Consider the following 26,624-nt stretch of genomic DNA (forward strand, 5'->3'; position numbering starts at 1 on the left):
ATTTCCGGCGGGACTTGCACTCGACCGTTTCCGGCGGGACATGGGGGACCACGGGTCAACCACCCCGCACCGCCCGGCCCACCTCCGCCCGCAGCGCCACGAACTCCGGCAGTCCGCGGGTGCCGATCTGCTCCCGCTTGCCGCGGAGTTCGACCGGCAGGTCGAGGACGACATGGGAGCCGGGGCCCGGGGACAGGACGACGACGCGGTCGCCGAGGTAGACGCTCTCGTCGATGTCGTGGGTGACGAACACGATGGTCGTGCCGTCGGTGCGGTGGACCTCCAGGAGGAGGTCCTCCAGGTCCTCGCGGGTCCGGGCGTCCAGGGAGCCGAAGGGCTCGTCCATGAGCAGCAGCCTGGGACGGCAGACCAGGGCGCGGGCGATGGCGACGCGCTGCTGCATTCCGCCGGAGAGCTGCCAGGGGTGGCGGCGGGCGGTGCCGTCGAGGCCGACGCGGTCCAGGATGCGCTCGGCCTCGGTACGGCGCTCGGCGCGGCCGAGGCCCTGGCGGCGCAGCGGGAGGGCGACGTTGTCGCGGACCGTGAGCCAGGGGTAGAGGGAGCGGCCGTAGTCCTGGAAGACGACCGCGAGCCGGTCGGGGACGCCGGAGACGGGGGTGTCGTCGAGGGTGACCTCGCCCTCGCGGGCGGGCAGCAGTCCGGCGACGGTCCGCAGGAGGGTGGACTTGCCGCAGCCGGACGGGCCGACCACGCACAGGAGTTGGCCGTCGGGGACGGTGAGGGTGAGGTCGTGGAGGACCGGGTGGTCGCCGTAGGACTGGCCGACCGCGTCGAGGTGGAGCGTCATACGGTCGCCCTTCCCTTGCCGACGAGGCGCTTCTCGACCGCCAGCAGGCCGGTGTTGAGCAGGTGCCCGAGGGCTCCGAGCAGCGCATGAAGACTCTCCGCTTGACATGATCACTACATACATGCCAGCCGAATCGACGTTCTTGGAAAAACACGAGGCGTCGGTCACCGTGGTCGCATGACCCCTACGGCGCCCATGGCCCCGCCGGTTCCCGATGTGTTCGATCCTCGCCGGTACGCGACCGCGGTGCCGTACGACGACTACCGCGTCCTGCGCGACCACCATCCGGTGGCCTGGCAGGAGGAGGCCGGGGTGCTGGGCTGGCCCGCCGGTCCCGGGTTCTGGGCGGTGACCCGGCACGCGGACGTGGTGCGGGTACTCAGGGACGCGGCGACGTACTCCTCGCATCTCGGCGCGACCCAGATCCGTGATCCCGACCCGGCCGATCTGCCGTTCGTCCGGCGCATGATGCTCAATCAGGACCCGCCCGCGCAGGGCAGGTTGCGGCGGCTGGTCAGCCGGGCGTTCACCCCGGGGCGCGTCGCCCGGTTCACCGAGGTCGTCGAGGAGCGGGCCCGCACACTGTTCGCCGACGCCCTCGCGACGGCCCGCGCCGCGGACGGCACCGTCGACCTCGTCGCCGCGGTCACCGACGACTACGCCCTGCTCAACCTGGCCGACCTGCTCGGTGTCCCGGAGCAGGACCGCGGGCTGCTGCTGCACTGGACGCGGCGGGTCATCGGCTACCAGGACCCCGACGAGGCCGGCACCCCGGCGCTGGACGCGGCGGGCAAGCCGCTCGACCCCCGCTCCCCCGCCATGCTCCAGGACATGTTCGCGTACGCCCGCCAACTGGCCGCGCACAAGCGCAGCCACCCCGCCGACGACGTCATGACCACCCTGGCTCACGATCCCGAACTCGCCGACGCGGAACTGGAGATGTTCTTTTTCCTGCTCACCGTCGCGGGCAACGACACCGTGCGCAGCGCTGCCCCGGGCGGGCTGCTGGCACTGGCGGAGCACCCGCGGTCGTACGAGCGACTTCGCACCGGCGGCGTAGAACTCACCTCCGCCGTCGATGAGTTGCTGCGGTGGCACCCGCCCGTCCTCACCTTCCGCCGTACCGCCGCGCGGGACACCGAGCTGGCGGGGCGGCGGATCGGGGCCGGGGACAAGGTGGTCGTCTTCCATGCCTCCGCCAACCGGGACGAGCGGGTCTTCGCCGCCCCGGACCGGCTGGATCTGTCCCGTGCGCCGAACCCGCACGTGTCCTTCGGCGACGGCCCGCACGTCTGCCTGGGCGCGCACTTCGCCCGGCTCCAGCTGCGGGTGCTGTACGCGGAGGCGATGCGCGCGCTGCCGGTGCTGCGGACGGCGGGCCCGGCCAGGCGGCTGGTGTCGAACTTCATCAACGGGCTCAAGTCCCTGCCGACACAGGTCACTTGAGCGGCATCACCGCTGCCGCACCTGGATGAGCGCGTGCGTCCCCCCGGTGCGCCAGCGCTGTCCCTCCGCCGCCACCAGGGCGGCCTCCGTGGCGGGCGTGAGGCCGGTGATCACGTCGGACTTGAGGGTGCGCAGGGCCGCCACCGGGCCGGGGAAGCAGGCGGTGACGTCGGCGAAGGGTGTGGTCGGCGGCCAGCTCCGATCGCCCACCAGGCGGCGGTAGTTGAGGTCGCCCTTGAGGACGGTCAGCGTGGCGTCGGCGAATTCGCCGCGCAGGTCGTCGGGCATGTCCTCGTACGGCAGCGGGGCGCAGGAGAAGGGGTGGGCGCGGACGGTGAGGCGGCCGTCGGCCATCGCCGACCACAGCGTGCGTCCGTGGTCGGCGGCGGCGCCCCGGGCGCGGGTCAGTCGGCGCAGGGCGTCGACCACGTCGGCGGTCGTGGCGTCGGAGACGTAGTACGGGTGGGGCTTGACGTGCAGGACGGCCCGACGGATCCGGCCGTGGGCGAGGAGATGGGCGATCAGGAGCAGGTCGGGGACGAGCTCACGGCCCGCGTTGTCGGCGACGAGGCACAGGGTGTCCGCGCCGTCGAGGAGCGACCGGAGGGCGGCGCTGTCGTCGGCGACCAGGCCGGGTACGGCGGCGCGGGCCTCGGCGTGCTCGTCCGACAGCCGGAATCCGAGGTCGGCCCGGTTGCCCCACAGGGAGCCGTGCAGCAGGGCCGCGGCCTGTTCGTCGGCCGGCCGGTCCGCGAGGTCGTCGAGGGCGGCCAGTTCCTCGTCGGTCTCCGGGGCGTCGAGTTCGGCGAGCTTGAAGGGGCGGAAGGGGTCCACGCCCTGCCAGGGGCCGGGGCCGAAGTAGCCGACCGCGTCGAGGAGTCGGCGGTAGAACCAGCTCTCGGACCACAGCCAGGGGACGTCGAACCAGGACCGCCCGATGTACTCGTCCGCTCCCCAGGCCGCCCAGCGGTCACGGTCCGGCGCGTCGGCGGGCAGTGGCTCGATGACACCCTTGGTGCAGTTCTCCGCCAGGGCGTCGAGGGCGCGGTGCTGGTCCGGGCCGTAGGGGAAGGCCTCGCGCACCTGCCGCACGATCGCGGGGTGCCGTTCGGCGAGCACGCTGTACGGGAACGAGCCGGGTTCGTCGCCGCGGAGCACGGGCGGAGTGTGGGGCATGCGCGCCACCGTACCGCCCGGGTCAGGGGATTCTGATCTCCCGCTCCAGCTGGGTGGCGAGGCTCAGATAGCGGGCGCGGCGGGGCACCGGCACCAGACCGCGGATCAGGATGTGCCACATCTCGGCCAGTCGGCGCGGCTGTCGGGTGACGGGTTCCAGGGAGTGGCCGACGACACGGGTGCCGACGAGGGAGCAGACAAGGGAGTGAGCTGCGGCTTCGACATCGATGTCCGGGTGGAGGTCGGCGTCCGTGACCGCGCCGAAGAGCTTGCGGGTGGTGATGTCCAGCCATTCCTCGAAGGGATGGGACAGCGGCGGCGGCACCGGGAGACCCTCGGTGGCGAGGCGGAGGCCGGCCCTGGGGACCGGGCCCTCGACGGTGAGCCGGGCGATCCCGAAGGTGGTGCGGATCAGGGCCTCCAGATGGGAGAGGCCACGGCCGTCCATCTCGGCGGCCAGCCGGCGCAGGGTTCTGGACTGGAGTTCCATGATGGCGTGCGCGAGGTCCTGCTTCGCCGCGAAGTGGAAGTAGAGGGCGCCCTTGGTGACTTGGGCGTGCTCCACGATGTCGCTCAGGCTGGTCGACTCGTAACCGTGCCGGTCGAACAGATCCGCGGCGGCCGCGATGATCGCCGCTCGGGTCTGCTCGGCGCGTAACTGCCTAGCCATCGATGGGACGCTCCTGGGGGCGAGAGAACAGGACCCGAAAAGAACAGGCCATGCCGTTTGTTTCTTACTCCCCGTACACGATATCTCACGGTCCGGCGGCTATTCGAGGGCACCCCAACTCCCTTCAGTCTTCAGACCTCCCACAACTTATTCACTACTCGTGTGTATGGCGCAATGGGTCTTGAAGAAAACCGGTCGCTCAGTACAGGAAAGTGCAACAAAAAAAGCGGGCCGACCGGTGCCCATCCGCACCGGTCGGCCCGCCTGTCCGACGGGATCCGCTGTGACTCAGAAAGTCAGCTTCCAGCTGTTGAGCGTGCCCGTGTCCTGCGCCGCGGTGTCCTGGACGCGCAGCTTCCAGGTGCCGTTGGCCGTCTCGCTCGAAGCGTCCACGGTGTAGGTGGTGTTGACGTTGTCCGCGGAGTCCGAGGAACTGGCGGACTTCAGGGCGTAGACCGTGCCGTCCGGGGCGACGAGGCTGATCACCAGGTCACCGCGGTAGGTGTGGGTGATGTCCACGGCGACCTTGAGGGCCGAAGGGGCGTTGCCGGTACGGCCGCTGACCGCGATGGAGGACTCGATCGCCGAGCTGTTGTCGGGGATGGCGACGGCGGAGGTGCTGGAGTACGTCGTCCCCGTCGTCGAACCGCCACCGCTGACGGCGGCCACCGTCTTCGCGGCGTCCGCGAGACCGGCGCCGCAGCCGCCCGAGCAAGCACCCGGCAGAGCACGGGCGTTGGTCTTGATGGCCGACTCGATCTGGGCCGGGGTCAGCGAGGAGTTGGCCGACTTCAGCAGCGCGGCGAGGCCCGCGATGTGCGGGGTGGCCATGCTGGTGCCCTGGTAGTACGCGTAGTTCTCGGTCGACGCCGTCTTGGTGCCGGAGTTCAGCGTGGACAGGATGCCGTTGGCGGTGCCGGTGCTGGTCTGGCCGCCGGGCGCCGAGATGTCCACCAGGGAACCGTAGTTGGAGTAGGAGGCCTTCGCGCCGGTGCGGCTGGTGGCGGCCACGGATATGACGTCGTTGCAGTTGCCCGGCGAGTGGTTCGCGACGTTGTCGTTGTCGTTGCCCGCGGCGACGGCGATCGTGGTGCCGCGGTTGACGGCGGCGGTGATGGCGCTCTGGGTCGCGCTGGTGCAGGCACCGTCGCCGCCCAGGCTCATGTTGATGACCTTGGCGACGTTGGTGTTGGCGGGCACACCGGAGACGGTGCCGCCGGACGCCCAGGTGATGGCGTCGATGATGTCGGAGTCGTAGCCGCCGCACTTGCCGAGCACCCGCACCGGGGAGATCTTCGCGCCGTAGGCGATGCCCGCGATGCCCTTGCTGTTGTTGGTGACCGCGGCGATGGTGCCGGCCACGTGGGTGCCGTGCCAGGAGGAGTTGGACGCCGGGATGCCGGAACCGCACTCGTTGGCGGCGTAGTAGTCGCCCGGGTCGGCCGGGTTGCTGTCGCGGCCGTCGCCGTCCACCGAGACGGCGGTGTCGGAGATGAAGTCGTAGCCGCCGACGATGTTCGCGGCGAGGTCGGTGTGGGCGACATAGCCGGTGTCGATGACGGCGACGGTCACGCCGGAGCCGGTCGCGGTGGACCAGGCGCCGGGGACGTTCATGCCGGCCGTGGCCTCGAACAGGTCCCACTGCTTGGCGTACTCGGTGTCGTTCGGGTCGGCCTGCGGCGTGTTCAGGCGGTCCGGTACGACATAGGCGACCTGCGGGTCGGCCTTGTACGCGGCGACGACGTCGGCGACGTCCGCGCGGGACGCGTCGGCGCCCAGGTCGACCAGGGCGGCACCGGTGCCGAGGCGGCGCCGGAAGTCGACGTCCTCACCGGCCCCCTTGCCCTTGGCGGCGGCGTCCGCCTCGGCGGCCGCGTTCGACTTCGCCTCGGTGGCGCCGGACTTGTAGCCGACGATGAGACGCTCGGCGGTGACGCCGGGGGCGGCCTCCGTCTGGGTCGCGGGCACGGCGGCTGCCTTCGGGGCGGCGGCTTCCTGGGCCGTGGCCACCGTGGCGGTGGCCGCCGTGAACAGCGCGGCCGAGACCGCGGCGACGGAGATCATCTTCCGTCGGAGGGAGGGCGAGGTACGCAAGGGCTTTGCCTTTCGTGGCCGTACTCCGGGCAGCGCGGAGCAGCGGGGGGTTCGCTTCGTCGGTGAAGCGGCGGGGGGTTGGTCGAAAAGCGGCGCGAGGCCGGCCGAGCGCCAGCGGACCAGGGAGGGGGTTACCTGTGGGTCGGCTGTGGCCTGAACGATAGGCAAAGGGAAGGTCATGTGAATACAGGGGAAACCCTCGATCCGGCCGGAAACCCACCCTCGCTGTCCGGGAGTTGGGGGGCCGATGCACCCTTTTACGGCCGATGTCCCCCGCCTTTGTGGCCGATGTCCCGCGGTGAACGCGCCGGGCCCGTTTTCCGTACTGCATGGGAGCAAACCGTTCCCGCGCCGGCCGAGGAGACGTTCCGGATGTCCCGGATGACCGCATACCGCATGGCCGCCCTGGCGGTCGCAGCACCGCTCCTGACCACCGTCTGGGCGGCCGCCCCGGCACAGGCGCACGGCGCGCCGACCGATCCGGTGAGCCGGGTGTACGCCTGCTCCCCCGAGGGTGGCGACCGGGCGCGGACCGCGGCCTGCCGGGCGGCCGTCGCCGCCAATGGCGCGCCCTTCACCGCCTGGGACAACCTGCGGATCGCCAACGTGAACGGGCGCGACCGCCAGACCCTCCGCGACGGCGAGCTGTGCAGCGGCGGCCTGCCCGCCTACAAGGGCCTCGACCTGGCCCGCGCCGACTGGCCCTCGACGCATCTGACGCCGGGCGCGACGCTGACGATGACGTACGCCTCGACGATCCCGCACACCGGCAGCTTCAAGCTCTATCTGACCAAGCCCGGCTACGACCCGACGAAGCCGCTCACCTGGTCCGACCTGCCCGAGCGGCCGTTCGCCACGGTCAAGGACCCGGCGCTGACGAACGGCGCGTACCGCTTCCGCGCGACGCTCCCCTCGGACCGCACGGGCCGCCATGTCCTGTACACGATCTGGCAGAACACCAGCACGCCGGACACGTACTACTCGTGCTCGGACGTGGTGTTCCCGGCGGCGAAGGGCAAGGCCGGGCAGACCGCCGAGCCGGCGTCCCCGACCTCTCCTTCGGCCTCGGCCTCCGCTTCGGCCGCGCCCTCGGGGGCCGCGAAGGCCCGTACGACCCCGAGTACGTCCCCGAGCACATCGCCGAGCGTCGAGCCCCGTACGACGGCCCCGCGCACCGACACCACACCGGTGGCGGCCACCGGCACCACCGGCTCGGGCCCCTCGGCCCCCATGGTGGCGGGCGGCGCCGCCGCGGTGCTGGTCCTCACCGGAGGCGCCGCTCTGGCGCTGCGCCTGCGGCGGAGGTGAGCGGAGTCGGTCTCCGGGCCGGGAGCCGACGACCCACGGAAGACAGCTGCGCCGACGACCGGTGGGGACACACCGGCCGTCGGCGCACTCAGGCGAACACAGGTGAACTCAGGCTGCGCTCACGTCAGTTGGTGAAGACCGCCGCGCCGTCGGAGGTCGCCACCGGGGCGTACTTCGCGGTCCAGTAGCCGCTGCTCGGGCAGAGCGAGGAGCCGGAGCTCCTGGTGAACTGCTGGTTGGTGAACTGGATGCTGTTGTCGGCGTTGGCGGCCGTGCCGGCGAGGCTGCCGTTCGTCGCCTGGTAGACACAGGTGACGCTGCCCAGCAGGGTCCTGAGCACGACGGTGGTCTGGATGGGCCCCGCGCTTCCCGGGGTCACGGCGACGGTGCCGTCGGAGGCCACGGTGGTGGTGTACGCCAGGTTGTTGACCGTGACGCTGGTGACGCCGGTCACGCCGATGTTGTTCGAGGTGCAGTTGCTGAAGGTGTGCCCGGTGAGCGTCTCGGAGGCGGTGCCGGGAGCGGCCGGGTTGCTGTCGACCGTCGCGGTGAACTGCGAGGTGGTGCAGGTGATGCCCGTGGTGCCGGTCGCGCTGGAGTAGAGGGTCGCGGTGGTGCCGCTGGCCAGGGACGCGGAGACCGCGGTGCCGGTGGCGACGGCGTCGCCGCCCGCGGAACCGGTGGTGAGGACGTTGTCGGCGGCCGACGCGGGGCTGACGGCCGACAGGGCGAAGCCGGCGACGGCGGCGGTGAGGGTGAGCAGGGAACGAGTACGCATGCGGGATGCCTCTTTCCGAGGTGAGGGGGGTTGGGGGGTTGGGGGAATCAGAGGTGCGGGTGTGGGTGAGGGTGAGGGGTGGGGGACGCGGCGTGGCGTCCGCCGGCGCCGGTCCGTGACGCCTTCTCCGTACGTCACGGACCGACGACGGCAGCCGTCCGGTGACCGGCCGGGGACCGTGGGGTGGTCCCCGGCCGGGCCGGGCGGGAAGCGGCGACCCGGCACGGACCAGGGGGGAAGTGACCGTGCGGGTGCCAGAGGGGAGGAGACGGGCACAGGCGTGCCCGGTGACGGACAGGACGTCCGGGAGGCGCGGGCAGTGCCGCGCAGCGGATCCGGCGCCACGGATCCGGGTCGAGCCAGGGCAAGTTGTAGACCTGAGGGTCAGTCAACGTCAAGGCACGGAAAGGCAGTTGACGCACAGTCAAATAGCTTTGCCGGAAACCGACCACGACTTGACCCACAGCCAGGGCACAACCGACACCCTTTTTTCACAACTCCCTTGACCCTTAAATGTAACCACCGGTAACTTCCTCGGCGGCTACTGCGGAGTACGAGAAAGCCCTTGCGTCCGCCGGGAGTTGCGAGGAGCCGCACGCCGCCTGCGCTGTCCGCGCCAGGACAACGTGCCATTTGATGCCAGACCGCACTGTCTATGCCCTGGGAGCACACATGGCCTCGTCTTCGGACGCCACTTCGGCCGCCGACAACACACCGGAGAACCCGGAAAGCGGTTCCTCGCCGGACCCCGCCAGACGCGGGCGGGTCCGGGCACGCCGGGCCGCCGTGATGGCCGTACCGGCCACCCTCGTCGCCGCCACGCTGGCGGTGCTGACCGCGGAGGGCGCGCTGGGCGTGCAGTTCGCGATCTCCGGCATGCCGTTCACGGTCACCGCCAAGGAACTGAACGGCACCGGCTTCGAGCAGTTCGGCGGCCTCGACAACATGGCGGAGGGCAGCCCGAACGCGGGTGACACCGGGGGCCAGGTGCTGGTGGTCACCTCCGCGATCAAGAACGCGACGCTGGACAGCCTCTGCCAGAGCGTCGACCTCGGCGGGACCAACCTGCTCATCAAGGCGGGCAGCGGGTCACAGAAGGTGTCGGCGACCAACCTCACCACCGACTCCACCGAGCTGACGGGCGACGCCGACTTCAACAACATCGAGATCGGCAACGACGCCAGCACGCTCACCAAGGCCGGGGTCAAGGGTCCGATCGGTGTCTTCAGCCAGCAGGCCGACACCGTGCACATCGCGAATCTGCGACAGACGAACTACGCGACCACGGCCGCGGTGTTCAAGCTGCCTGGGCTCAAGCTCAGCTTCAGCGACTCGGGTTGCTGATGTCGGACACGGACACCCCTCGTCGGGGAGTGCGGTCGGCCTTCCGTGAGTGGCGGGCCGACCGTCCGTTCTGGGGCGGGCTGCTGCTCACCCTGGGCGGGGCGGAGATCCTGCTCACCGAGAAGGCGTCGCTGAAGGTCGTCCTGCACATCGGGATGCAGGGCCTGGCCGGCTATCTCCTGCCGGGGCTGATGGTGGTCCTGGGGCTGCTGATCCTGTTCAACCCCACCCAGCGGCTCTTCTACTCGATCACCGGCGTCCTGCTCGCCCTGGGCACCTGGCTGACCTCGAACCTCGGCGGGTTCTTCATCGGCCTCCTCCTCGGCGTCGTGGGCAGCTGCCTCGCCTTCGGCTGGCTCCCGGACCAGGAACCGAGGATCAGCCGCAGAAAGCGCCGCAGGGCGGCTCGCGCCGCGAAGGCCACCATGGCGGGCCTGAGCCCGGAGGCCGGCGAACCGGCGTGACGACGGCGCCGGAAGGGCTTCTGACAGACCTTCCGGCGAGGTCTGCGGCGGAGCCGCCGGCGGACCCCACGGCGGGGACTGCGGGGTCCGGCCCGGCGATGGATGGAGTGACCTGGTTCGGCCCGGCTACGGGCAGCGGGCAGCGGGCAGCGGGCGAGCATCCACCGGCAGGTAACGGGCGCGAGTCCGGTGGCAGACAGCAGGCGCGAGCCCGGCAGCAGACAGCAGGCGCGAGCCCGGCAGCAGACAGCAGGCGCGAGCCCGGCGGCAGACAGCAGGCGCGAGCCCGGCGGCAGACAGCAGGCGCGACGAGGGGCGGAGCCGTCCGCCGAGGGAAGCCGGAACACGTTGGCCAACGCGCGTGGGCACACACCCGCTGGCACCGGTTTCGTCAGCGTCGGGCCGACCGTCACCCCATGGCCGTCCGACGCCGGGGCCCCGACGCGCGGGATTGCGACGCCCGGGAGGGCATTCGGCAAGCGCGGGCGAGCACCCCGGCCGAGCCCCACCCCGCCCGGCCACCGCTGCCCGCATTTCCCCACCCCGCCGTCTCACCGGCCGCTCCACGCTCCCCTCTCCACCACCGCCCCTGGCCGTTTCCGGTTTCCCACACCCCCTCCCCATGGCCCGGCCACCCCGCCCCACCCCCACCCACCCGTTTCCGGCCAGAGCCCCCGTGCGCTCTCGCGCGTTCCGCTTCCGGGCCCCTAGCGTGAGCGTCATGTATCGCCCCCATCAGGGATGGTCGGGGCGGGCGTGCCGTGTTGTCCGGAGGCCGTGGGACAGGGGGAGTTCGATGGAGTTCAAGGATCCGGTGGTGATCGACGCGACCGGGCGGGACATCCATGGTGAAGCCGCGCGGATCAGGGAGCGTGGTCCGGTCGCGCCCGTGGAGTTGCCGCACGGCGTCCCCGCCTGGGCGGTCAGCAGCCCCGCGCTGCTGCGGCGGCTGCTCGCCGATCCGAGGGTGTCGAAGGATGCCCGGCGGCACTGGCCGCGCTGGATCGAGGGCGGCGTCTCCCCGGACTGGCCGCTGTTCACCTGGGTCGCCGTGCAGAACATGTTCACGGCCTACGGCGACGACCACAAACGTCTGCGCGGCCTCGTCGCCAAGGCGTTCACCGCACGCCGCACCGCCGCGCTGCGCCCCCGAGTCGAGGCCATCACCGGCGCGCTGCTGGACCGCCTCGCCGCGGCCGGTGCGGACGGTCAAGTGGTCGATCTGCGCGAGGAGTTCTGCTATCCGCTGCCCATCCAGGTCATCGGTGAGCTGCTCGGCCTCCCGGAGGAACAGGGGCCGGAACTACGGGCCGTCGTCGACGGCGTCTTCCACACCTCGGCCGACCCCGCCGAAGTCGCCGACACCTACGCCCGGTTCTACGCGGCCATGCATCAACTCGTCGCCACGAAGCAGGCGTCGCCCGGCGACGACCTCACCTCCGCGCTGATCGGCGCCCACGAGGACGACGGCTCCCACCTCAGCGAGCAGGAACTGCTCGACACGCTCGTGCTGATGATCAGCGCCGGTCACGAGACCACCGTCAACCTGCTCGACAACGCGGTCCACGCCCTCCTCACCCACCCCGACCAGCTCGCCCTGGTCCGCGCCGGGCGGGCCTCCTGGGACGACGTGATCGAGGAGACCCTGCGTGCCGAGGCGCCGGTGGCGAGCCTGCCGCTGCGCTATGCCGTGACGGACCTGGACCTGGGCGAGCTGGGCGGCCCCGAGGGCGCCGTGATCCACGCGGGCGAGGCGATCCTCGCCGCGTACGCCGCCGCGGGACGCGACCCGGAGCACCACGGTGCCGACGCGGACGTCTTCGACGTCACCCGGGCCGGCAAGGACCATCTCGCCTTCGGGTACGGCGTCCACCACTGCCTGGGCGCCCCGCTGGGGCGGCTGGAGGCCCGCGTCGCGCTGCCCGCGCTCTTCGACCGCTTTCCGGGACTCGCGCTCGCCGCGGCGCCGGGAGATCTGGCGCCCGTGGACTCGTTCATCTCCCACGGGCACGTCTCCCTGCCGGTCCACCTGCGCTGACCGGTCCTGCCGGTCCGTCTCAGCTGACCGGTCCTGCCGGTCGCCTGAGCCGACCGGTCTCAGCCCGTGGCGACGGGCGGCTCCACCGGCGTCTCAGGCGCTGTCGGCGTCTGCCGTACCGGCTCCGGAGCCGCGGGGTCGTCCTTCATCGCCTGCGCCTCGCTCTTGAGGATGCGCATGGACCTGCCGAGCGCCCGCGCGGTGTCGGGCAGCTTCTTCGAGCCGAACAGCACGATCACGACGATCGCCACTATCAGCAGGTGCCAGGGTTCCAGTCCGTTACGGAGCACGGCCCCGCCCTCCCTCTCGCCAGGCTTCTCAACTCGCTCTTACGTCGGTCGCGCACACTTGCCGCGGCGACCGCCCGTCGGATGACGGTTGCTGTCGTGCGCAACTGTACAACCGGGACTTAGGCGACAATTCCCAGCAATTTGCAAAAAGGGCGCGGATGACGATCACCAGTACAGGGAGGCCGGCGCCCTCGCGGCACCGGCAGGAGCGGCCGGGCGGACGTCGCCGGGCGGGCCGCCGCCGGGGTCACCGGATACGCGTCGCGCTGGTCGTCTGTCTCTCGGTGCTGGTCCTCGCGACCGCCGGCGCGGGCTGGCTGTATCTGAAGCTGGACGGGAACATCAGCACCTTCGACTCGGGCGGGGTCTCCGACGACCGGCCCCGGGCGGGCTCCTCGAAGGGGGAGAACGTCCTGCTCATCGGCTCCGACGCGCGCAATGACGGCAACGCGGCGCTCGGCGGCGGGAACAAGGACGACATAGGGCGCTCGGACACCACGCTCCTGCTGCACGTCTACGCCGACCACCGGCACGCGCTCGCGGTCTCCATCCCCCGCGACACCCTGGTCACGATCCCGCCCTGCAAGCTGCCCGACGGCAGCTGGACGAAGACACAGACCGACACGATGTTCAACGCCGCCTACTCGGTGGGCGAGACGGCCAAGGGCAACCCGGCCTGCACCCAGAACACCGTCGAGCACCTCACCGGCCTGCGCGTGGACCACACGGTCGTCGTCGACTTCAAGGGCTTCGCCCGGCTCACCGAGGTGGTGGGCGGGGTGAGGGTGTGTCTGCCGCAGGACGTCCACGAGAACGATCTCAACCCGCATCGGACGACCCCCGGCAAGCTGCTCTTCAAGAAGGGCGTGCAGACCGTCTCCGGGCAGCGGGCCCTGGACTACGTACGCATCCGGCACGGCATCGGCGACGGCTCCGACATCGGCCGCATCAAGCGCCAACAGGCCTTCGTGGCCAGCCTTTTGAAGGAGGTGAAGAGCAAGGGCCTCACCCCGTCCCACCTGTTGCCGCTGGCCGACGCGGCGACGAAGTCCCTCACCGTCGACACCGGTCTGGGCTCCGCCGACAAGCTCATCTCCTTCGCGATGTCCCTCAAGGACGTCGACCTGCACAACACCAAGTTCGTCACCCTCCCCTGGCGGTACGAGGGTTCGCGCGTCGCGATCGTCGAACCGGACGCCGACGCCCTGTGGGCGGCCCTGAAGGCCGACCGCACCATCGACGGCAAGAGCGCCACGGGGAAGAAGAAGAGCCCGACGGCCTCCCCCACTCCCGTCTCCGGCACCGGCATCGACGTCGGCGTCTACAACGGCACCACGGTCACGGGCCTCGCCGCCCGTGCCGCCGCCACGCTCACCTCCGACGGCTTCACCGTCACCGGTACGGCGACCGCGAGCAGCCAGGACCACCCCACGACCCTCGTCGAGTACGGCCCGGGGGAGGAGTCCGGGGCCCGGACAGTGGCCGCTGCCTTCCCGGGCGCCACGCTGGAGTCCGTCACGGGCGCCGGGATCAGCGTCGTACTCGGGCAGTCGTACGCGAGCACACCCAGCGCTTCCCCGACGGCCGTCCCCAGCACGGTCGCTGACGGCGCCCGGTCGGCGGACGACAACCCCTGCTCCAACCTGTCCTACGGCTGAGATCGGCGGCGACCATCACGATGCGGCACCGAGAAGTCACTACAAGCGGCTGATCACTTGACTACCGGCGGTCACACACGGTTGGCTCCGGACCAGTGAAAGTTCAACAGGTCGAGGCACACCCGCGTTTCGGCCTCGCTTTCGCGTTCCACCTGCTCGGCCGCACAGTGAGGTGCCGCACCCTCATGATCACCACTCCCCCACCCCAGGCATCTTCCAGATCCGCCGGATCCGTGCGCGTCGCCCTCGCGACCGCGAGCGTTCTCCTGCTGCTCACCGGCTGTTCCGGTTCCGCCACCTCCGACGACGCGCGCCTCGACCCGGGGGCCGCCGCGGCGAAGGCGTCGATGAAGGTCGCGCTCATCACCCATGGCGGGGAGGGCGACGCCTTCTGGGAGCTGGTGCGCAAGGGGGCGGAGGCCGCCGCCGCGAAGGACGGCGTCGACCTGACGTACGTGAGCGACTCCGACCCGCTGCGGCAGGCACAGTTGGTGCGGGACGCCATCGGGGACCAGGTCGACGGGATCGCGGTGACGCTGGCCAAGCCGAACGCGATGAAGGCACCGGTCGCCGAGGCCAGGGCGGCGGGCATTCCCGTCGTCGGGCTCAACTCCGGTATCGACGCCTGGAAGGCTCAGGGGCTGCTCCAGTACTTCGGCCAGGACGAGACCGTCGCGGGCGCCGCCGTCGGGGACCGGCTCGACGGGCTCAAGGCCAAACACGCGCTGTGCGTCATCCACGAGCGGGGCAATGTCGCCCTGGAGGCGCGTTGTGCCGGGGTGAAGAAGACGTTCGGCGGCGAGACCGAGAACCTGTACGTGGAGGGCACCGACACCAAGGCCGTGGACGCCGTCCTCACGGCCCGGCTGCGGCAGGACCCCGGCATCGACGAAGTCGTCACGATGGGCGCGCAGTTCGCGCTGGACGCGGTCGACTCGGTGAAGTCGGCGGGCAGTCGGGCCCGGGTCGCGACGTTCGACCTGAGCAAGGAGCTGACCCGCGCCGTGCAGCGCGGTGACGTGCAGTTCGCGGTCGATCAACAGCCCTATCTCCAGGGCTATCTCGCGGTCGACTCGCTGTGGCTGTACCGGACCAACGGCAATGTCAGCGGCGGCGGGGTGGCACCCGTACTGACCGGTCCCGCCTTCGTGACCCGGGCCAATGTCGCGGCCGTGGCGAAGTTCGCCGCCGCCGGAACCCGCTGAGCGCGCCCCCTGCCTCCGCTCGAACTCCCCACCTCCCCCTCCCTGCTGATCGCCCAAGGACGACCATGTCTGAACGGACAGGCCCCCGGCGCCGGCGCCGTCTCGGCTCCATACGGCTCTCCCTGATCCTGCTGGCGCTGGTGCCCAGCGTCACCCTCGCCGCCATGTGGGGTGTGACGACGACCCAGATGTTCTCCGAGGGCCTCACGCTGCGCTCGCAGACGGAGCTGAGCCGGTCGACCGGCGCGATGGGCACCGAGGCCACCCTCGCCCTCCAGGGCGAACGTGCCCTGTCCGCCGCCTGGTTGGCGAGGGTGCCCGGTTCGCGGGCCGCCCTGGAGCGGCAGCGCGCCGAGACGGACCGGGCGGTCGCGAAGCTCGTCGGCCGGTCCGAGGAGATCCAGCGGGCGCCCGACCGGGTCGCGGAGCGGCTCTACTCCGTGGTCGCCTCGCTCGGCAGCCTGGAGTACTACCGCGACCAGGTGGACGCCCCCGCCGACATCCCCGCCGAACAGCTCCTCGACCAGTACACGTCGATCGTCGACGGCCAGATCCACGCCTTCCAGGAGCTCTCCCAGGTCGACGACGGCGACCTCACCTCACAGGCCGGACCCCTCGTCGCCCTCGAACACGCGGCGGAGCTGACCTCCCAGGAGGACGCGCAGCTCACCCTGGCCTGGCCGGACGGACATCTGGACGAGAAGGCCTGGACGCAGTTCGTGCAGCTGGTCAACACCCGTCGCTGGCTGGTCGAGGACCAGATCGTGCCCGCGCTGACCGGCGAGGCGAAGGCGGAGACCGAGCGGATCCTGGCGAGCAAGGAGTGGCAGACCCTGCTCTCCGTCGAGGACCAGGTGCTCGCCGCCCGCCCCACCGACGCCACCGGCCGGGTGGCGCTGCCGGACGCGCGAAAGCGGTGGACGGCCGCGATGGACAAGGTGTCCGCCCGCTACTCGGTCCTCATCCAGCAGCAGACCTCGGGCCTGCTCACCCGCAGCGCCGACAAAGCCGACGACCTGCTGCTGACGGCCGCCTCGCTGAGTGCCGGCGGGCTGGTCGCGCTGCTGCTGTGCGTGGGCATGTCCTGGCGGATCACCCGTTCCCTGTCCCGGCGGCTGCGCGGTCTCAGGGTCGCCACCCTCAGCCTCGCCCACGAGCGGCTGCCCGACGTGGTCGCCCGTCTCGACCGGGGCGAGAAGGTCGACGTGGACCGGGCCGCGCCCGAGCTGGACTACGGCGCCGACGAACTCGGCGCGGTGGCCCGGGCGTTCAACACCGCGCAGCGCACGGCCGTGGAGACCGCCGTGGAACTCGCCGACACCCGGCGCGGGTTCCAGAAGGTCATCCTCGGCATCGCCCGCCAGAGCCAGAACCTGGTCAACCTCCAGCTGAGCCGCCTGGACACCCTCGAACGCCGGCACCAGGACCCCGACATCCTCGCGGGCCTGTACGAACTCGACTCCACGGCCACTCAGTTGCGGCGGTACGAGGAGAATCTCGTCATCATCAGCGGCGGCCGTCCCCGGCGCAGCTGGACCGAGCCCGTCGCACTGATCGACATCCTGCGCAGTGCGGTCGGGGAGGTCGCCGAGTACCAGCGGGTGGAGGTGCACACCGACGAGGAGCTGTCGCTGGCGCCGCCCGCCGTCGCCGACGTGATCCATCTGCTGGCCGAACTCATCGAGAACGCCACGCTGTACTCCCCGGCGCCGAGTCCGGTCGGGGTACGGGCGGCGGTCGTCGCCAAGGGCCTGGCCGTCGAGATCGAGGACCGCGGCCTCGGTCTGTCGGAGGAGGACTACGCCTCGTTCAACGCCCAGTTGGCCGAGGCCCCCAAGTTCGACGTGGTGGCCCTCGCCGACGACCTGAGGCTCGGCATGTTCGTGATCGCCCAGCTCGCCGACCGGCACGGCATCACGGTGACGCTGCGCCCGTCGCCGTACGGCGGGACGACGGCGATCGTGCTGATCCCGCACGAGGTGCTGGTGCGGGAGGAGGAGGCGGGCCCCTCCGAGGAGGAGCCCGGGGCGACTTCGCCCGCCGCACCTCGTACGACTCCGGCTCCTGCACCTCGTACGACTTCCGCCCCCGGGCTTAGTACGACCGCGGCCCCCACACCCCGTACGACATCGACCACTGAGTCCCGTAAAGCCGAACCCGCCTCAGCCACCGCGGCCACCGCGCCCTCGCCCCTGCCCCGGCGCGTTCCCCAGACCAGTCTGGCCGCGGAACTGCGCGACGAGGCGCCGGCCGTCGTCGTCGACGACGACCCCGACGGCTTCACCGCGGAGCTCGCCGCCTCCTCGCTCGCCGGGTTCCAGCGCGGCACCCTCCAGGCCCGGGAAGAGGAACCGGCCGCCCCCCTCACTCCCCACACCGACCGCTCATGAAGGACATCGCCATGACACGCCCCACCCCCGCCACGCACACCGCGCTGGACCAGTTGCTGACCGGACTCGTGGACCGGGTCGCGGACGTGACCCAGGCCGTGGTGCTCTCCGACGACGGGCTGGTGGTGAGCAAGTCCACCGGGTTCCTGCGGGACGACGCCGAGCGGCTTGCGGCGACCGCGTCCGGGCTGATGAGTCTCAGCAAGGGCGTCAGCATGGACTTCCGTGGCGGGCCGGTGCGTCAGGCGCTCATCGAGATGGCCAACAGCTTCCTGATCCTGACCTCGGCCGGACCCGGCGCCCATCTCGTGGTGCTGACCGGGCCGAACGCCGACGTCGGCGTGGTGGCGTACCAGATGAACATGCTGGTGAAGAAGATCGGCGAGCACCTCAGCGCGGCACCGCGGACCGGCCTCGGGCCGACCGGCGCGTGAGGTGAGCGAAAGCGACGCGGCGGCGGGCCGGCTGGTCCGGCCCTTCGCGCTGACCGGCGGACGGACCCGGCCCAGCCGCGCCTGCTTCACCCTCATCGCCATGGTGACGGCGGTGGACCCGCCGCCGGAGCGTGCGCCCCGGCCGCAGCCCGAGCAGGCGCGCATCCTGCGCCGGTGCGCCCGCCCGGTCGCGGTCGCGGAGCTGGCGGCGCTGCTGGACCTGCCGGTGAGCGTGGTCGTCATCATGCTCTGCGATCTGCTGGAGGCGGGCCTGATCACCGTCCATCCGCCGACCCCCGTCTCGCCCCGCACCCTGGACCTGGACCTGTTGCAGAAAGTGAGGGACGGCCTTGGCCGGCTCTGAAGCGCATGGCGCCGAGACCCCCGTGGCGCCGGACGCCGTCAAGATCCTGATCGCCGGAGGGTTCGGTGTCGGCAAGACCACGATGGTCGGGTCGGTGAGCGAGATCGTGCCGCTGCGCACGGAGGAGCCGCTGACGGTGGCCGGGCTCGGGATCGACGATCTGGTCGGCATCGAGCGGAAGAAGGCCACCACGGTGGCCCTGGACTTCGGCCGGATCACCGTCAACGACCGGCTGGTGCTGTATCTGTTCGGCACCCCGGGGCAGCAACGGTTCTGGTTCATGTGGAACGACCTGGCCGTGGGCGCGCTCGGCGCGGTGGTGCTGATCGACGTGCGGCGCCCGGAGTCGAGCTTCGCCGCCGTCGACTTCTTCGAGCGGCGCGGGATCCCCTTCGTGGTGGGCGTCAACGGCTTCGACGGGCAGCACCCGTATCCGCCCGAGGAGATCCGGGACGCCCTCGCCCTGCCGGAGGGGGTGCCGGTGGTGCTGTGCGACGCGCGGGAGCGGGAGTCGTCGCGGGATGTGCTGATCGCCCTGCTCGATCTGCTGATCGCGTCGGCGGTCGGGGACACAGCGTCCTCATAGGTCGTCGGCGGAAATCCGCCATCCGTGCCGGAGTGATTGACGGGCAACTCACGTCCCTCTACTTTCCATTCGCCTCATCGAACCGAGTTCGATATATCGACCATCTGGAGAGCTCCATGCCCGCAGAGCCGCCCCCCGCTCCCCTCCCCTCCGGCCCCCGTCTCTCCCGTCGCCGCCTCCTCGGCATGGCGGCAACCGCGCCGCTCGCCGCGACCGGTGCGCTGGCGCTCGGCGCCGGGACCGCGCACGCCGCCGACTCGGCGTACGTCATGGGGTACTTCACCGAGTCCCCGGACATGCTGGCCGCCAACTACGGCCTCCACCTGGCCGTCAGCACCGACGGTCTGCAGTGGACCCCGCTCAACCAGAACGCCCCCGTCGCCACCCCGACCGCCGGCTCGGGCGGACTGCGCGACCCGTTCATCCTGCGCAAGCAGGACGGCACGTTCGTGGTGCTCGCCACCGACCTGTACGGCACCGACTGGACGTACGTCAGCCAGTACATCCATGTCTGGGACTCCACCGACCTGCGCACCTTCACCGGCTACCGGCGCGTCAAGCTGCACGACATGAACACCCACAGCTGGGCGCCGGAGGCGTTCTGGGACGCGGGGCGGGGGCAGTACGCGGTCATCTACTCGGCCGTCAACTCCAGCGGCCACAACGTCATCATGGTGAACTACACGAGCGACTTCGTGACCGCGGGCAGCCCCCAGGTCTTCTTCGACCCGGGCTACGACGTCATCGACGGCGACATGGCGGTCGGCGTGGGCGGCTACAACTACCTGTACTTCAAGAAGAACTCCACGCTGGTGGGCGCCCGTTCGACCTCACTGAACCCGGGCAGCTTCACCGAGTTCAGCACGGCGGTCTCGCACGGCGGCACCGAGGCGCCGACGCTGGTCAAGTCCCTGACGTCGAGCACCACTTGGTACCTGTGGGGTGACACCTGGTCCCCGAACGGCGTCTTCTACGCCTGGCAGACCAGCAGTCTGGCCGCCGGCACCTGGACCGCCCTCGACCAGAAGCTCTACACCCAGCCGCTCAACTCCAAGCACCTGACGATCCACCCGATCACCTCGACCGAGTACGGCAATCTGATCGCCAAGTGGGGGACGCCGGCCTGGAACCGGCTCAAGTCCTACAACTACCCCGACCGTTACGTCCGGCACTCCGACTACGTCGGCCGGATAGACGCCTACGCCTTCGACCCGTACCCGGACTCCCAGTGGAAGCTGGTGCCGGGCCTCGCCGACTCGTCCGGAGTGTCCTTCCAGTCGGTGAACTACCCGACCCGCTATCTGCGCCACTACAACTACGCGTTGCGGCTGGACGCCAACGACGGCACGTCGACCTTCGCTGCCGACGCGACGTTCTACCGGACCGCGGGCCTCGCCAACTCCTCGTGGTCGTCGTTCCGTTCGTACAACAACCCGACCCGTTACATCCGGCACTCCAACTACCTGCTGCGCATCGACCCGATCTCCACCAGCACCGAGCAGCAGGACGCGACGTTCTACGTCGGCTACTGAGCATCCCCCACGGCAACACCGCGGCCGCTGACGCGAGGTGCGCGTCAGCGGCCGGGTGTCAGCGCGTGCGTCAGGAGGTCAGGCCGGCCGTCTTCAGCCAGGCCTTCGCGACGTCCAGCGGGTCCTTGTTGTCCAGCTGGACCTGGGAGTCCAGGTCCAGGAGGGTCTTGGTGTCCAGCTTCGCCGAGACCGCGTTGAGGGCGTCCACACCCTCCTGGGAGAGCCCGCTCTTGTAGACCAGCGGGGTCACGTTCGCGAACCCGAAGAGGTTCTCCGGGTCCTGGAGGGCGACGAACTTCTCCTTGGTGATGTTCGGGTCCGTGGTGAAGATGTCCGCGGCCTGCACGGTGTTCTTCTTGAGCGCCGCCACGGTCAGCGGACCGCCCGCGTCGAGCGCCTTGAAGGACTTGAACTTCAGGCCGTACACCGACTCCAGGCCCTTGAGGCCCTGCTGCCGGGTCTGGAACTCGGGCGAGCCGCCGATCACCAGGTCCGGCGCCGCGTCCTTGAGGTCCGCGAGGGTGGACTCGCCGGTGAGGCTGTACTTCTTGGCGGTCTCCGCGTTGATGCTGACGGAGTCCTTGTCCTCGGCGGGCGAGGACTCCAGCAGCGTCAGCTTGCTGTCGAGCTTGGTCTTGACGGTCGCGTTGACCTCGTCGGCCGACTTCTGCTCCGCCTTGGCGTCCAGGTACGCCAGCAGCGAGCCGTTGTACTCGGGCAGGACGGTGATGGAGCCGTTCTTCAGCAGCCCGTACGTCACCTCGCGGGAGCCGACGTTGGGCTTGTAGGTGACCTTGATGCCCTTGGCCTTCAGGGCCTCGCCGTAGATGTCGGCGAGCAGGATGCTCTCGGCGAAGTTGTTGGAGCCGACGACGACGGTGTCGCCGCTCGCCGCCTTGCCGGTGTCCTCGGCCAGAGGGTCTGAACCGTCGTCGGAGCCACATCCGGCCAGCAGGGCCGCCGCGGCGGCGAGCGCGATGGCCATCGCGCCGGGATGCTTCCGGAGGGACCTGCTGCGTGGGGCGTTGGGAGTCACGATTGCCGTTCCGGGCTGTGGGCTGATGGGCACAGGCAGTTGGTGCGGGACAAACACGTGTACTGATCCAATCCAGCCAGTTCTTGATCAGTCAAGAGCAGCCTGGTCACCAATTGGCGTCAATGCATTGCCCGTTGTGAACACCGAGTAAATCAACCCGCAAGGCGGCACGCCCAGCTTGTAATGGATTCTTGACTTACGGTTACATGATCCACATCCCCAAGAGGCGATAGTCTCCGCCCGGAAGCGATCAGAATCGGACATGAAGGAGGCCTGTTGTCCATACGGGATGCCGCCGACCGCTGGACGTTCAGGCGCAAGCTCAACCTCCTGGTCGGTGTGCCGCTGACCGTGGTCGCGATCCTGCTCGCCTACCTCATCAGCGACCAGGTCGGCCGGTCCTCCGAGGCGGCGGACGCGGCCCGGCTCGTCCGTGACAGCACCGAGGTCGCGACGCTGGTGGACCGTCTGGAGGCCGAGCACCAGCAGGCCATCCTGCTCTCGGTGCGGCACGAGTCCACCAACGACGGCGGCACGCCCTCGCAGGACGCCTACCGCGACGCCCAGCTCGCCGTTGACCAGCAGGCCAAGAAGGTCGGCAGGACCTTCGGCGACCGGCTGCCGGCCGAAGAGGCCCAGGCGCTCAAGGAGATCAGCGGCCTGGAGAGCCTGCGCGACACCGTCGAACAGGCCTATCTGCCCGCCGACAACATCGACCCGGCCTACACCAGCGCCGCCAAGGGCGTCATCGACGGCCTCGGCCTGGACCGCAACTCCGCGCTCTCGGCCACCTTCACCGGCAACCTCCTCGACTCGCTGCTGCGCGCCGACGCCGCCCACAGCGCCTTCGAGACCGGCGTCTTCTCCGCGACGACCGGCGACTCCAACGCGCTCATCGAGTTCATCGGCGCCGTCGGCTCCCACGACGAGTACACCCACCAGACCGACCGCTTCGCCCGGTTCGCCACCGAGGAGCAGACCGAGCAGCTCGCGGGGATCGCGCACAACAGCGCCCAGGCCGTCATCGACCGGCAGTACGCCGAACTCCAGATCGACCCGAGCTCCCTGCAGGCCGACTCGCCCGCCGCGGTGCACGCGGCCTTCCAGAAGGCGCTCGACTCCTACCCGTCGTACCGCAAGCAGGCGAGCATCCGGCTCGGCATCACCGCGAGCCTCATCGACCAGATCGCCGACCGCGCCGACCGCGCATCCGACGAGGCCCTGCGCAACGCGGTCCTGCTGCTGGGCCTCGCCCTGCTCGGGTTCGTGCTGTGGTTCGCGTTCTCGGTGGCGGTACGGCGCTCCGTGGTCCGCCCGGTGCAGGCGCTGACCGGCGCCGCCCAGCAGGTCGCCGAGGTCGCCGAGCGCGAGCTGGCCCGGGTGGCGGACGACGACGGCGAGGACGAGGGGCCGCCGCGGCTGGGCGCGATGCCGGTCACCGCGCGCGACGAGATCGGCGAGCTCGCCGAGGCCTTCAACCATGTGCAGACCACCGCGGTCGCCCTGCTCCAGCGCCAGGTGCTCAGCCGCCGCAACGTCGCCGAGATGTTCGGCAACGTCGGCCGCCGGGTCAGCAACCTGACCTCCCGGCAGCTGGCGCTGATCGACGCCGTGGAGCGCGGCGAGACCGACCCCGAGCTGCTCGAACGCCTCTACAGCATCGACCACATCGCGGTCCGCCTGCGCCGCAACGCCGACAGCCTGATGCTGCTCGCCGGCATCCGCGAGACCGGCCTCGGCTCGGGCCCGGCCGCGCTCACCAACGTCGTACGGGCCGCGCTGGGCCAGATCGAGGGCTTCCGGCGGGTGCAGTTGCAGGCCCGCAGCGAGGTCCTGGTCGAGCCGGACGTCATCGGCGACCTGACCCTGATGGTGGCCGAACTCGTCGAGAACGCGGTGTCGTTCTCGCCCGAGGGCAGCCCGGTCGAGGTGACCGTGCAGAACGCGGCCGACGGCGCGGTGATCGTGGTCGCCGACCACGGCCTGGGCATGAGCGCCGAGCGGCTCGCCGAGGAGAACGTCCGCCTGGTGCGCCGCGAACGCCTCGACCTCGTGCCCACCAAGGTGCTCGGTCTGTTCGTGGTCGGCACGCTGGCCCGGCGCTGGGAGATCTCCGTCGCCCTGACCCGCACCGCGGGCGGCGGTGTCACGGCCGAGGTGACCCTGCCGTCGTCGCTGCTGCTGCCGGCGGCCGTCGTGGAGGCGCCGACGCCGACGACCCCGGCCGCCGAGCACACCGACGCCGGCCCGCGGCCCGCGGCCGACGACCCCACCGGGCCGCTCCCGCGCCGGATCCCCCGCCGGGAGACCGCCGAGCAGGCCGTCCTCATCCCCCAGGCCCGCAGCGGCGAACCGACCGCCGCGCAGACCCCCGACTCCCCCGGCGCCTCCCGTCCGCTGCGCCGCCGCGTCCGCGGTGCCACGCTCCACGCCACCACCCCCGGCCCGGCCGCCCAGCCGGTCGTACGCCAGGAAGCCCGTCCCGCCGACGCGGAGGCCGTCCGCTCCGCCCTCGACGAGTTCGAGGCCGCCGTGGAGCGCGCCCACCGCGACACCGGCGGCGACACGGGATCCACCCCTTACCCGACCCCCCGCAAGCAAGACCAGAACCACCTCCCGGAAGGAGCGGAGCAGTGAGTGAGCCGACCCCGGCCGAACTGCAGGCCGCCGCAGCCGACTTCACCTGGCTGTTGAATCGTTTCGCCACCGAGACCGCGGGCGTCGTCGACGCCATAGCCGTCTCCTCGGACGGGCTGCTCATCGCGGTCTCCGAACTGCGTGAGCACGCCGACTCCGAGCGCCTCGCCGCGATCGTCTCCGGCATCACCAGCCTGGCGGCGGGCGCCTCCGGCAACTACGGTCTCGGCGGCCTCAACAAGGTCATCATCGACCTGGAGGGCGGCCATGTCCTGGTCTCCGCGATCGGCAGCGGCGCCGTCCTCGGCGTGGTCACCGACAAGGAGGCCAAGCTCGGCAACATCGCCTACGAGATGACGGTGTTCGCCAACCGGGCGGGAACCGCGCTCAGCCCTCAGCTGGTGCTCGCGCTGAAGAACAGCGTCGGCTCCCCGTCGGCCCTCTGACCCGGACCAGGACGGACACGCCATGGCGGACGGCTCCATACCCCCGGGATCCGACCCGGTCGGTCCCGCCCCCGCCGTGCGACCGTTCCTGGTCACCGCCGGCCGGGTCGCGGCAGGGCCGTCCGGCCGGACCATGCCCGTCGAGACCCAGGTGGTGGCCACCGTCGAGGGGCTCGGCGCGCTCGACGGGCTCTCCTTCGAGCAGCACGACATCGTCGCCGCCTGCCGTCGGCCGCAGTCCATCGCGGAACTCGCGGCCCGGCTGCGGCTGCATCTCAACGTGGTCCGGGTCCTCGCCGAGGACCTGCGCGAAGAGGGGCGGCTGACGGTGCACGTGCCCGACGCCGACGCCACGCACGACGCTTCCGTCCTGCGCAGACTGATCGATGGCCTGCGCGCCATCCCCGACTCCGGAAAGGTACTCCGTGACAACGGCGACAACGGCTGAACCGGTCGGCGTACGACCGCCGCTGCCGGTCAAGATGGTGATCGCGGGCGGCTTCGGCGTCGGCAAGACCACCGCCGTCGGCTCCATCTCCGAGATCGAGCCGCTGACCACCGAGGCCGCCATCACCGAGGTCGCGGCGGGGGTGGACGACCTCTCGCTCACCCCGCACAAGACCACGACCACGGTCGCGATGGACTTCGGCTGCATCACCATCGACCCGACCCTGAAGCTGTATCTGTTCGGCACACCCGGGCAGGAGCGGTTCGGGTTCATGTGGGACGACATCGTCGAGGGCGCGGTCGGCGGTCTGGTCATCGTCGACACCCGCCGCCTGGACGACTGCTACGCCGCCGTCGACTACTTCGAGCACAAGCGGATCCCGTTCGCGGTCGCCGCCAACGCCTTCGACGGAAAGGTCGAGCACACCCTCGACGAGGTCCGCTGGGCGCTCGACGTCGCCGACCATGTGCCGGTCGTCGTCTTCGACGCACGGGAGACCGGCTCGGTGCGGGACGCGCTGCTCGTCGTCCTGGAACTGGCGCTGGCCCGCACCGAAGCATGAGTCACGGGCTCACCGGCTCACCGCGGTCTCCCGGTCCAGTCGTGACAGCTTCTCGGGGTTGCGCACGGCGTAGAGGCCGGTGATCAGGCCGTCGTCGACGCGCACCGCCAGGACGCTGTGCAGGGCGCCGTCCTGGCGGAGGGTGAGCGCGGGGTAGCCGTTGATCCGGGTCGGCGCGATCGACAGCAGGCCCTTGACCCGGCCCAGCACCTCGGCCACCCGCTCGGCGCCGACGATGGGCGCCGGCGCGGCCTGCACGACTCCGCCGCCGTCGGTGAGCAGGACGACGTCCGGCGCGATCATGTCGAGGAGTCCCTGGAGGTCGCCCGTCTCGACAGCCCCGCGGAACGCCTCCAGGACGCCCCGGGTCTCGGCCGGGGAGACCACCTCGCGCGGCCGGCGTGCGGCGACACGGGCCCGGGCGCGGTGCGCGATCTGCCGGACGGCGGCGGGATTCTTCTCGACGGCCTCGGCGATGTCGTCGTATCCCAGAGCGAACACCTCGCGCAGCACGAACACCGCCCGCTCGGTCGGTGTCAGGGTCTCCAGGACCAGCAGCATCGCCATCGAGACGCTGTCGGCGAGCTCGACGTCCTCGGCGACGTCGGGCGCGGTGAGCAGGGGTTCGGGCAGCCAGGGCCCGACGTAGGTCTCCTTGCGGCGGCGCAGGGTGCGCAGCCGGGTCAGGGCCTGGCGGGTGGTCGTACGGACCAGGTAGGCGCGCGGCTCACGGACCGTCGCGTGGTCCACGTCCGCCCAGCGCAGCCACGTCTCCTGGAGGACGTCCTCGGCGTCGGCGGCGGAGCCGAGCATCTCGTAGGCGACGGTGAAGAGCAGGTTCCGATGGGCGACGAAGGCGTCGGTGGCGTCCTGTGTGTCCATACCCACTGGACGCCGCCCTCGGCGTCCC

At 70.9% G+C, this 26,624-nt stretch carries 24 protein-coding genes; 16 read left to right on the forward strand and 8 right to left on the reverse strand.

The genetic code is table 11. From position 1 onward, the window contains the following. Positions 1 to 55 precede the first annotated feature (55 nt). The gene (locus OG885_RS11375; RefSeq protein WP_405729980.1) at positions 56 to 808 is read right to left on the reverse strand and encodes an ABC transporter ATP-binding protein; all 753 of its coding nucleotides are present in this window, start codon (positions 806 to 808) and stop codon (positions 56 to 58) included. A gap of 177 nt (positions 809 to 985) precedes the next feature. On the opposite strand from OG885_RS11375, the gene OG885_RS11380 reads away from it, so the two are divergent. Beyond that, the gene (locus OG885_RS11380; protein WP_405729983.1) at positions 986 to 2,254 is read left to right on the forward strand and encodes a cytochrome P450; all 1,269 of its coding nucleotides are present in this window, start codon (positions 986 to 988) and stop codon (positions 2,252 to 2,254) included. A gap of 6 nt (positions 2,255 to 2,260) precedes the next feature. Here the strand turns inward: OG885_RS11380 and OG885_RS11385 are convergent, their stop codons facing one another. The 3 genes from OG885_RS11385 to OG885_RS11395 form a co-directional block, all read right to left on the reverse strand. Then, positions 2,261 to 3,430 (reverse strand): damage-control phosphatase ARMT1 family protein, encoded by a 1,170-nt coding sequence (locus OG885_RS11385; protein ID WP_405729986.1) that lies wholly within the window; start codon positions 3,428 to 3,430, stop codon positions 2,261 to 2,263. A 22-nt stretch (positions 3,431 to 3,452) separates the two neighbouring features. Then, on the reverse strand, positions 3,453 to 4,100 hold the full coding sequence (locus OG885_RS11390; RefSeq protein WP_399950905.1) for a ScbR family autoregulator-binding transcription factor: 648 nt from the start codon (positions 4,098 to 4,100) through the stop codon (positions 3,453 to 3,455). Positions 4,101 to 4,388: 288 nt separating this feature from the next. Beyond that, positions 4,389 to 6,194, reverse strand: a complete 1,806-nt coding sequence (locus OG885_RS11395) for a S8 family peptidase (protein ID WP_405729990.1) — start codon at positions 6,192 to 6,194, stop codon at positions 4,389 to 4,391. A gap of 372 nt (positions 6,195 to 6,566) precedes the next feature. Between OG885_RS11395 and OG885_RS11400 the strand changes: the two genes are divergently transcribed. Then, entirely contained in the window at positions 6,567 to 7,502 is a 936-nt protein-coding gene (locus tag OG885_RS11400) for a lytic polysaccharide monooxygenase (RefSeq protein ID WP_405729993.1), read from the forward strand. Between the two features lie 124 nt (positions 7,503 to 7,626). Here the strand turns inward: OG885_RS11400 and OG885_RS11405 are convergent, their stop codons facing one another. Then, entirely contained in the window at positions 7,627 to 8,280 is a 654-nt protein-coding gene (locus OG885_RS11405) for a Tat pathway signal sequence domain protein (protein ID WP_405729996.1), read from the reverse strand. A gap of 672 nt (positions 8,281 to 8,952) precedes the next feature. On the opposite strand from OG885_RS11405, the gene OG885_RS11410 reads away from it, so the two are divergent. The 3 genes from OG885_RS11410 (at position 8,953) to OG885_RS11420 (ending at position 12,126) form a co-directional block, all read left to right on the forward strand. Further along, complete coding sequence (locus tag OG885_RS11410; RefSeq protein ID WP_405729999.1) at positions 8,953 to 9,624, forward strand: DUF6230 family protein; 672 nt, start codon at positions 8,953 to 8,955, stop codon at positions 9,622 to 9,624. Beyond that, positions 9,624 to 10,088, forward strand: coding sequence for a DUF6114 domain-containing protein (locus OG885_RS11415; RefSeq protein WP_405730002.1), 465 nt, complete (start codon positions 9,624 to 9,626; stop codon positions 10,086 to 10,088). Before OG885_RS11410 ends, OG885_RS11415 begins: the two co-directional genes overlap by 1 nt. A gap of 796 nt (positions 10,089 to 10,884) precedes the next feature. Then, positions 10,885 to 12,126 carry a cytochrome P450 gene (locus OG885_RS11420; RefSeq protein WP_405730005.1) on the forward strand — a complete coding sequence of 414 codons (1,242 nt, stop codon included), beginning with the start codon at positions 10,885 to 10,887 and terminating at the stop codon, positions 12,124 to 12,126. A gap of 59 nt (positions 12,127 to 12,185) precedes the next feature. Here the strand turns inward: OG885_RS11420 and tatA are convergent, their stop codons facing one another. Then, a complete protein-coding gene (tatA, locus tag OG885_RS11425; RefSeq protein ID WP_405730008.1) occupies positions 12,186 to 12,416 on the reverse strand; it encodes a Sec-independent protein translocase subunit TatA in 231 nt (76 codons plus the stop codon). Between the two features lie 158 nt (positions 12,417 to 12,574). On the opposite strand from tatA, the gene OG885_RS11430 reads away from it, so the two are divergent. The 7 genes from OG885_RS11430 (at position 12,575) to OG885_RS11460 (ending at position 20,585) form a co-directional block, all read left to right on the forward strand. Further along, positions 12,575 to 14,074 carry an LCP family protein gene (locus OG885_RS11430; RefSeq protein WP_405730011.1) on the forward strand — a complete coding sequence of 500 codons (1,500 nt, stop codon included), beginning with the start codon at positions 12,575 to 12,577 and terminating at the stop codon, positions 14,072 to 14,074. Positions 14,075 to 14,259: 185 nt separating this feature from the next. Beyond that, complete coding sequence (locus tag OG885_RS11435) at positions 14,260 to 15,279, forward strand: substrate-binding domain-containing protein (RefSeq protein ID WP_405730014.1); 1,020 nt, start codon at positions 14,260 to 14,262, stop codon at positions 15,277 to 15,279. A 65-nt stretch (positions 15,280 to 15,344) separates the two neighbouring features. After that, positions 15,345 to 17,669: a nitrate- and nitrite sensing domain-containing protein gene (locus OG885_RS11440; protein ID WP_405730017.1), complete on the forward strand. Its 2,325-nt coding sequence runs from the start codon at positions 15,345 to 15,347 to the stop codon at positions 17,667 to 17,669. A gap of 11 nt (positions 17,670 to 17,680) precedes the next feature. Next, on the forward strand, positions 17,681 to 18,103 hold the full coding sequence (locus OG885_RS11445; protein WP_059195721.1) for a roadblock/LC7 domain-containing protein: 423 nt from the start codon (positions 17,681 to 17,683) through the stop codon (positions 18,101 to 18,103). A gap of 1 nt (position 18,104) precedes the next feature. Continuing rightward, entirely contained in the window at positions 18,105 to 18,467 is a 363-nt protein-coding gene (locus OG885_RS11450; protein WP_405730021.1) for a DUF742 domain-containing protein, read from the forward strand. Next, complete coding sequence (locus tag OG885_RS11455) at positions 18,454 to 19,053, forward strand: GTP-binding protein (RefSeq protein WP_399950866.1); 600 nt, start codon at positions 18,454 to 18,456, stop codon at positions 19,051 to 19,053. Before OG885_RS11450 ends, OG885_RS11455 begins: the two co-directional genes overlap by 14 nt. Positions 19,054 to 19,169: 116 nt before the next feature. Continuing rightward, positions 19,170 to 20,585, forward strand: a complete 1,416-nt coding sequence (locus OG885_RS11460; protein WP_405730024.1) for a glycoside hydrolase family 43 protein — start codon at positions 19,170 to 19,172, stop codon at positions 20,583 to 20,585. Positions 20,586 to 20,655: 70 nt separating this feature from the next. Here OG885_RS11460 and OG885_RS11465 read toward each other — a convergent pair whose 3' ends face one another. Further along, complete coding sequence (locus OG885_RS11465) at positions 20,656 to 21,570, reverse strand: ABC transporter substrate-binding protein (RefSeq protein ID WP_399950860.1); 915 nt, start codon at positions 21,568 to 21,570, stop codon at positions 20,656 to 20,658. Positions 21,571 to 21,897: 327 nt separating this feature from the next. Here OG885_RS11465 and OG885_RS11470 point away from each other — a divergent pair, with 327 nt between their 5' ends. The 4 genes from OG885_RS11470 to OG885_RS11485 are packed head-to-tail and all read left to right on the forward strand — an operon-like array spanning position 21,898 to position 25,714. Then, positions 21,898 to 24,258 carry an ATP-binding protein gene (locus tag OG885_RS11470; protein WP_405730027.1) on the forward strand — a complete coding sequence of 787 codons (2,361 nt, stop codon included), beginning with the start codon at positions 21,898 to 21,900 and terminating at the stop codon, positions 24,256 to 24,258. After that, on the forward strand, positions 24,255 to 24,704 hold the full coding sequence (locus OG885_RS11475) for a roadblock/LC7 domain-containing protein (RefSeq protein WP_399950854.1): 450 nt from the start codon (positions 24,255 to 24,257) through the stop codon (positions 24,702 to 24,704). Before OG885_RS11470 ends, OG885_RS11475 begins: the two co-directional genes overlap by 4 nt. Positions 24,705 to 24,726: 22 nt before the next feature. Continuing rightward, complete coding sequence (locus OG885_RS11480) at positions 24,727 to 25,152, forward strand: DUF742 domain-containing protein (protein WP_399950851.1); 426 nt, start codon at positions 24,727 to 24,729, stop codon at positions 25,150 to 25,152. Between the two features lie 34 nt (positions 25,153 to 25,186). Then, positions 25,187 to 25,714, forward strand: coding sequence for a GTP-binding protein (locus tag OG885_RS11485; RefSeq protein ID WP_399951937.1), 528 nt, complete (start codon positions 25,187 to 25,189; stop codon positions 25,712 to 25,714). Positions 25,715 to 25,723: 9 nt separating this feature from the next. On the opposite strand, the gene OG885_RS11490 is transcribed toward OG885_RS11485, so the two are convergent. Beyond that, positions 25,724 to 26,596 (reverse strand): RNA polymerase sigma-70 factor, encoded by an 873-nt coding sequence (locus tag OG885_RS11490; RefSeq protein WP_399950849.1) that lies wholly within the window; start codon positions 26,594 to 26,596, stop codon positions 25,724 to 25,726. Between the last annotated feature and the right edge of the window lie 28 nt (positions 26,597 to 26,624).

The sequence above is a fragment of the Streptomyces sp. NBC_00028 genome (genome assembly GCF_045041065.1).
Taxonomy (GTDB): Bacteria; Actinomycetota; Actinomycetes; order Streptomycetales; family Streptomycetaceae; genus Streptomyces.

Bases quoted from the DNA above. Each gene is read 5' to 3' on its own strand.
- OG885_RS11375 (WP_405729980.1), bottom strand. From the start codon at position 808: ATGACGCTCCACCTCGACGCGGTCGGCCAGTCCTACGGCGACCACCCG.
- OG885_RS11380 (WP_405729983.1), top strand. From the start codon at position 986: ATGACCCCTACGGCGCCCATGGCCCCGCCGGTTCCCGATGTGTTCGAT.
- OG885_RS11385 (WP_405729986.1), bottom strand. From the start codon at position 3,430: ATGCCCCACACTCCGCCCGTGCTCCGCGGCGACGAACCCGGCTCGTTC.
- OG885_RS11390 (WP_399950905.1), bottom strand. From the start codon at position 4,100: ATGGCTAGGCAGTTACGCGCCGAGCAGACCCGAGCGGCGATCATCGCG.
- OG885_RS11400 (WP_405729993.1), top strand. From the start codon at position 6,567: ATGTCCCGGATGACCGCATACCGCATGGCCGCCCTGGCGGTCGCAGCA.
- OG885_RS11405 (WP_405729996.1), bottom strand. From the start codon at position 8,280: ATGCGTACTCGTTCCCTGCTCACCCTCACCGCCGCCGTCGCCGGCTTC.
- OG885_RS11410 (WP_405729999.1), top strand. From the start codon at position 8,953: ATGGCCTCGTCTTCGGACGCCACTTCGGCCGCCGACAACACACCGGAG.
- OG885_RS11415 (WP_405730002.1), top strand. From the start codon at position 9,624: ATGTCGGACACGGACACCCCTCGTCGGGGAGTGCGGTCGGCCTTCCGT.
- OG885_RS11420 (WP_405730005.1), top strand. From the start codon at position 10,885: ATGGAGTTCAAGGATCCGGTGGTGATCGACGCGACCGGGCGGGACATC.
- OG885_RS11430 (WP_405730011.1), top strand. From the start codon at position 12,575: ATGACGATCACCAGTACAGGGAGGCCGGCGCCCTCGCGGCACCGGCAG.
- OG885_RS11435 (WP_405730014.1), top strand. From the start codon at position 14,260: ATGATCACCACTCCCCCACCCCAGGCATCTTCCAGATCCGCCGGATCC.
- OG885_RS11440 (WP_405730017.1), top strand. From the start codon at position 15,345: ATGTCTGAACGGACAGGCCCCCGGCGCCGGCGCCGTCTCGGCTCCATA.
- OG885_RS11445 (WP_059195721.1), top strand. From the start codon at position 17,681: ATGACACGCCCCACCCCCGCCACGCACACCGCGCTGGACCAGTTGCTG.
- OG885_RS11460 (WP_405730024.1), top strand. From the start codon at position 19,170: ATGCCCGCAGAGCCGCCCCCCGCTCCCCTCCCCTCCGGCCCCCGTCTC.
- OG885_RS11465 (WP_399950860.1), bottom strand. From the start codon at position 21,570: ATGGCCATCGCGCTCGCCGCCGCGGCGGCCCTGCTGGCCGGATGTGGC.
- OG885_RS11480 (WP_399950851.1), top strand. From the start codon at position 24,727: ATGGCGGACGGCTCCATACCCCCGGGATCCGACCCGGTCGGTCCCGCC.
- OG885_RS11485 (WP_399951937.1), top strand. From the start codon at position 25,187: ATGGTGATCGCGGGCGGCTTCGGCGTCGGCAAGACCACCGCCGTCGGC.
- OG885_RS11490 (WP_399950849.1), bottom strand. From the start codon at position 26,596: ATGGACACACAGGACGCCACCGACGCCTTCGTCGCCCATCGGAACCTG.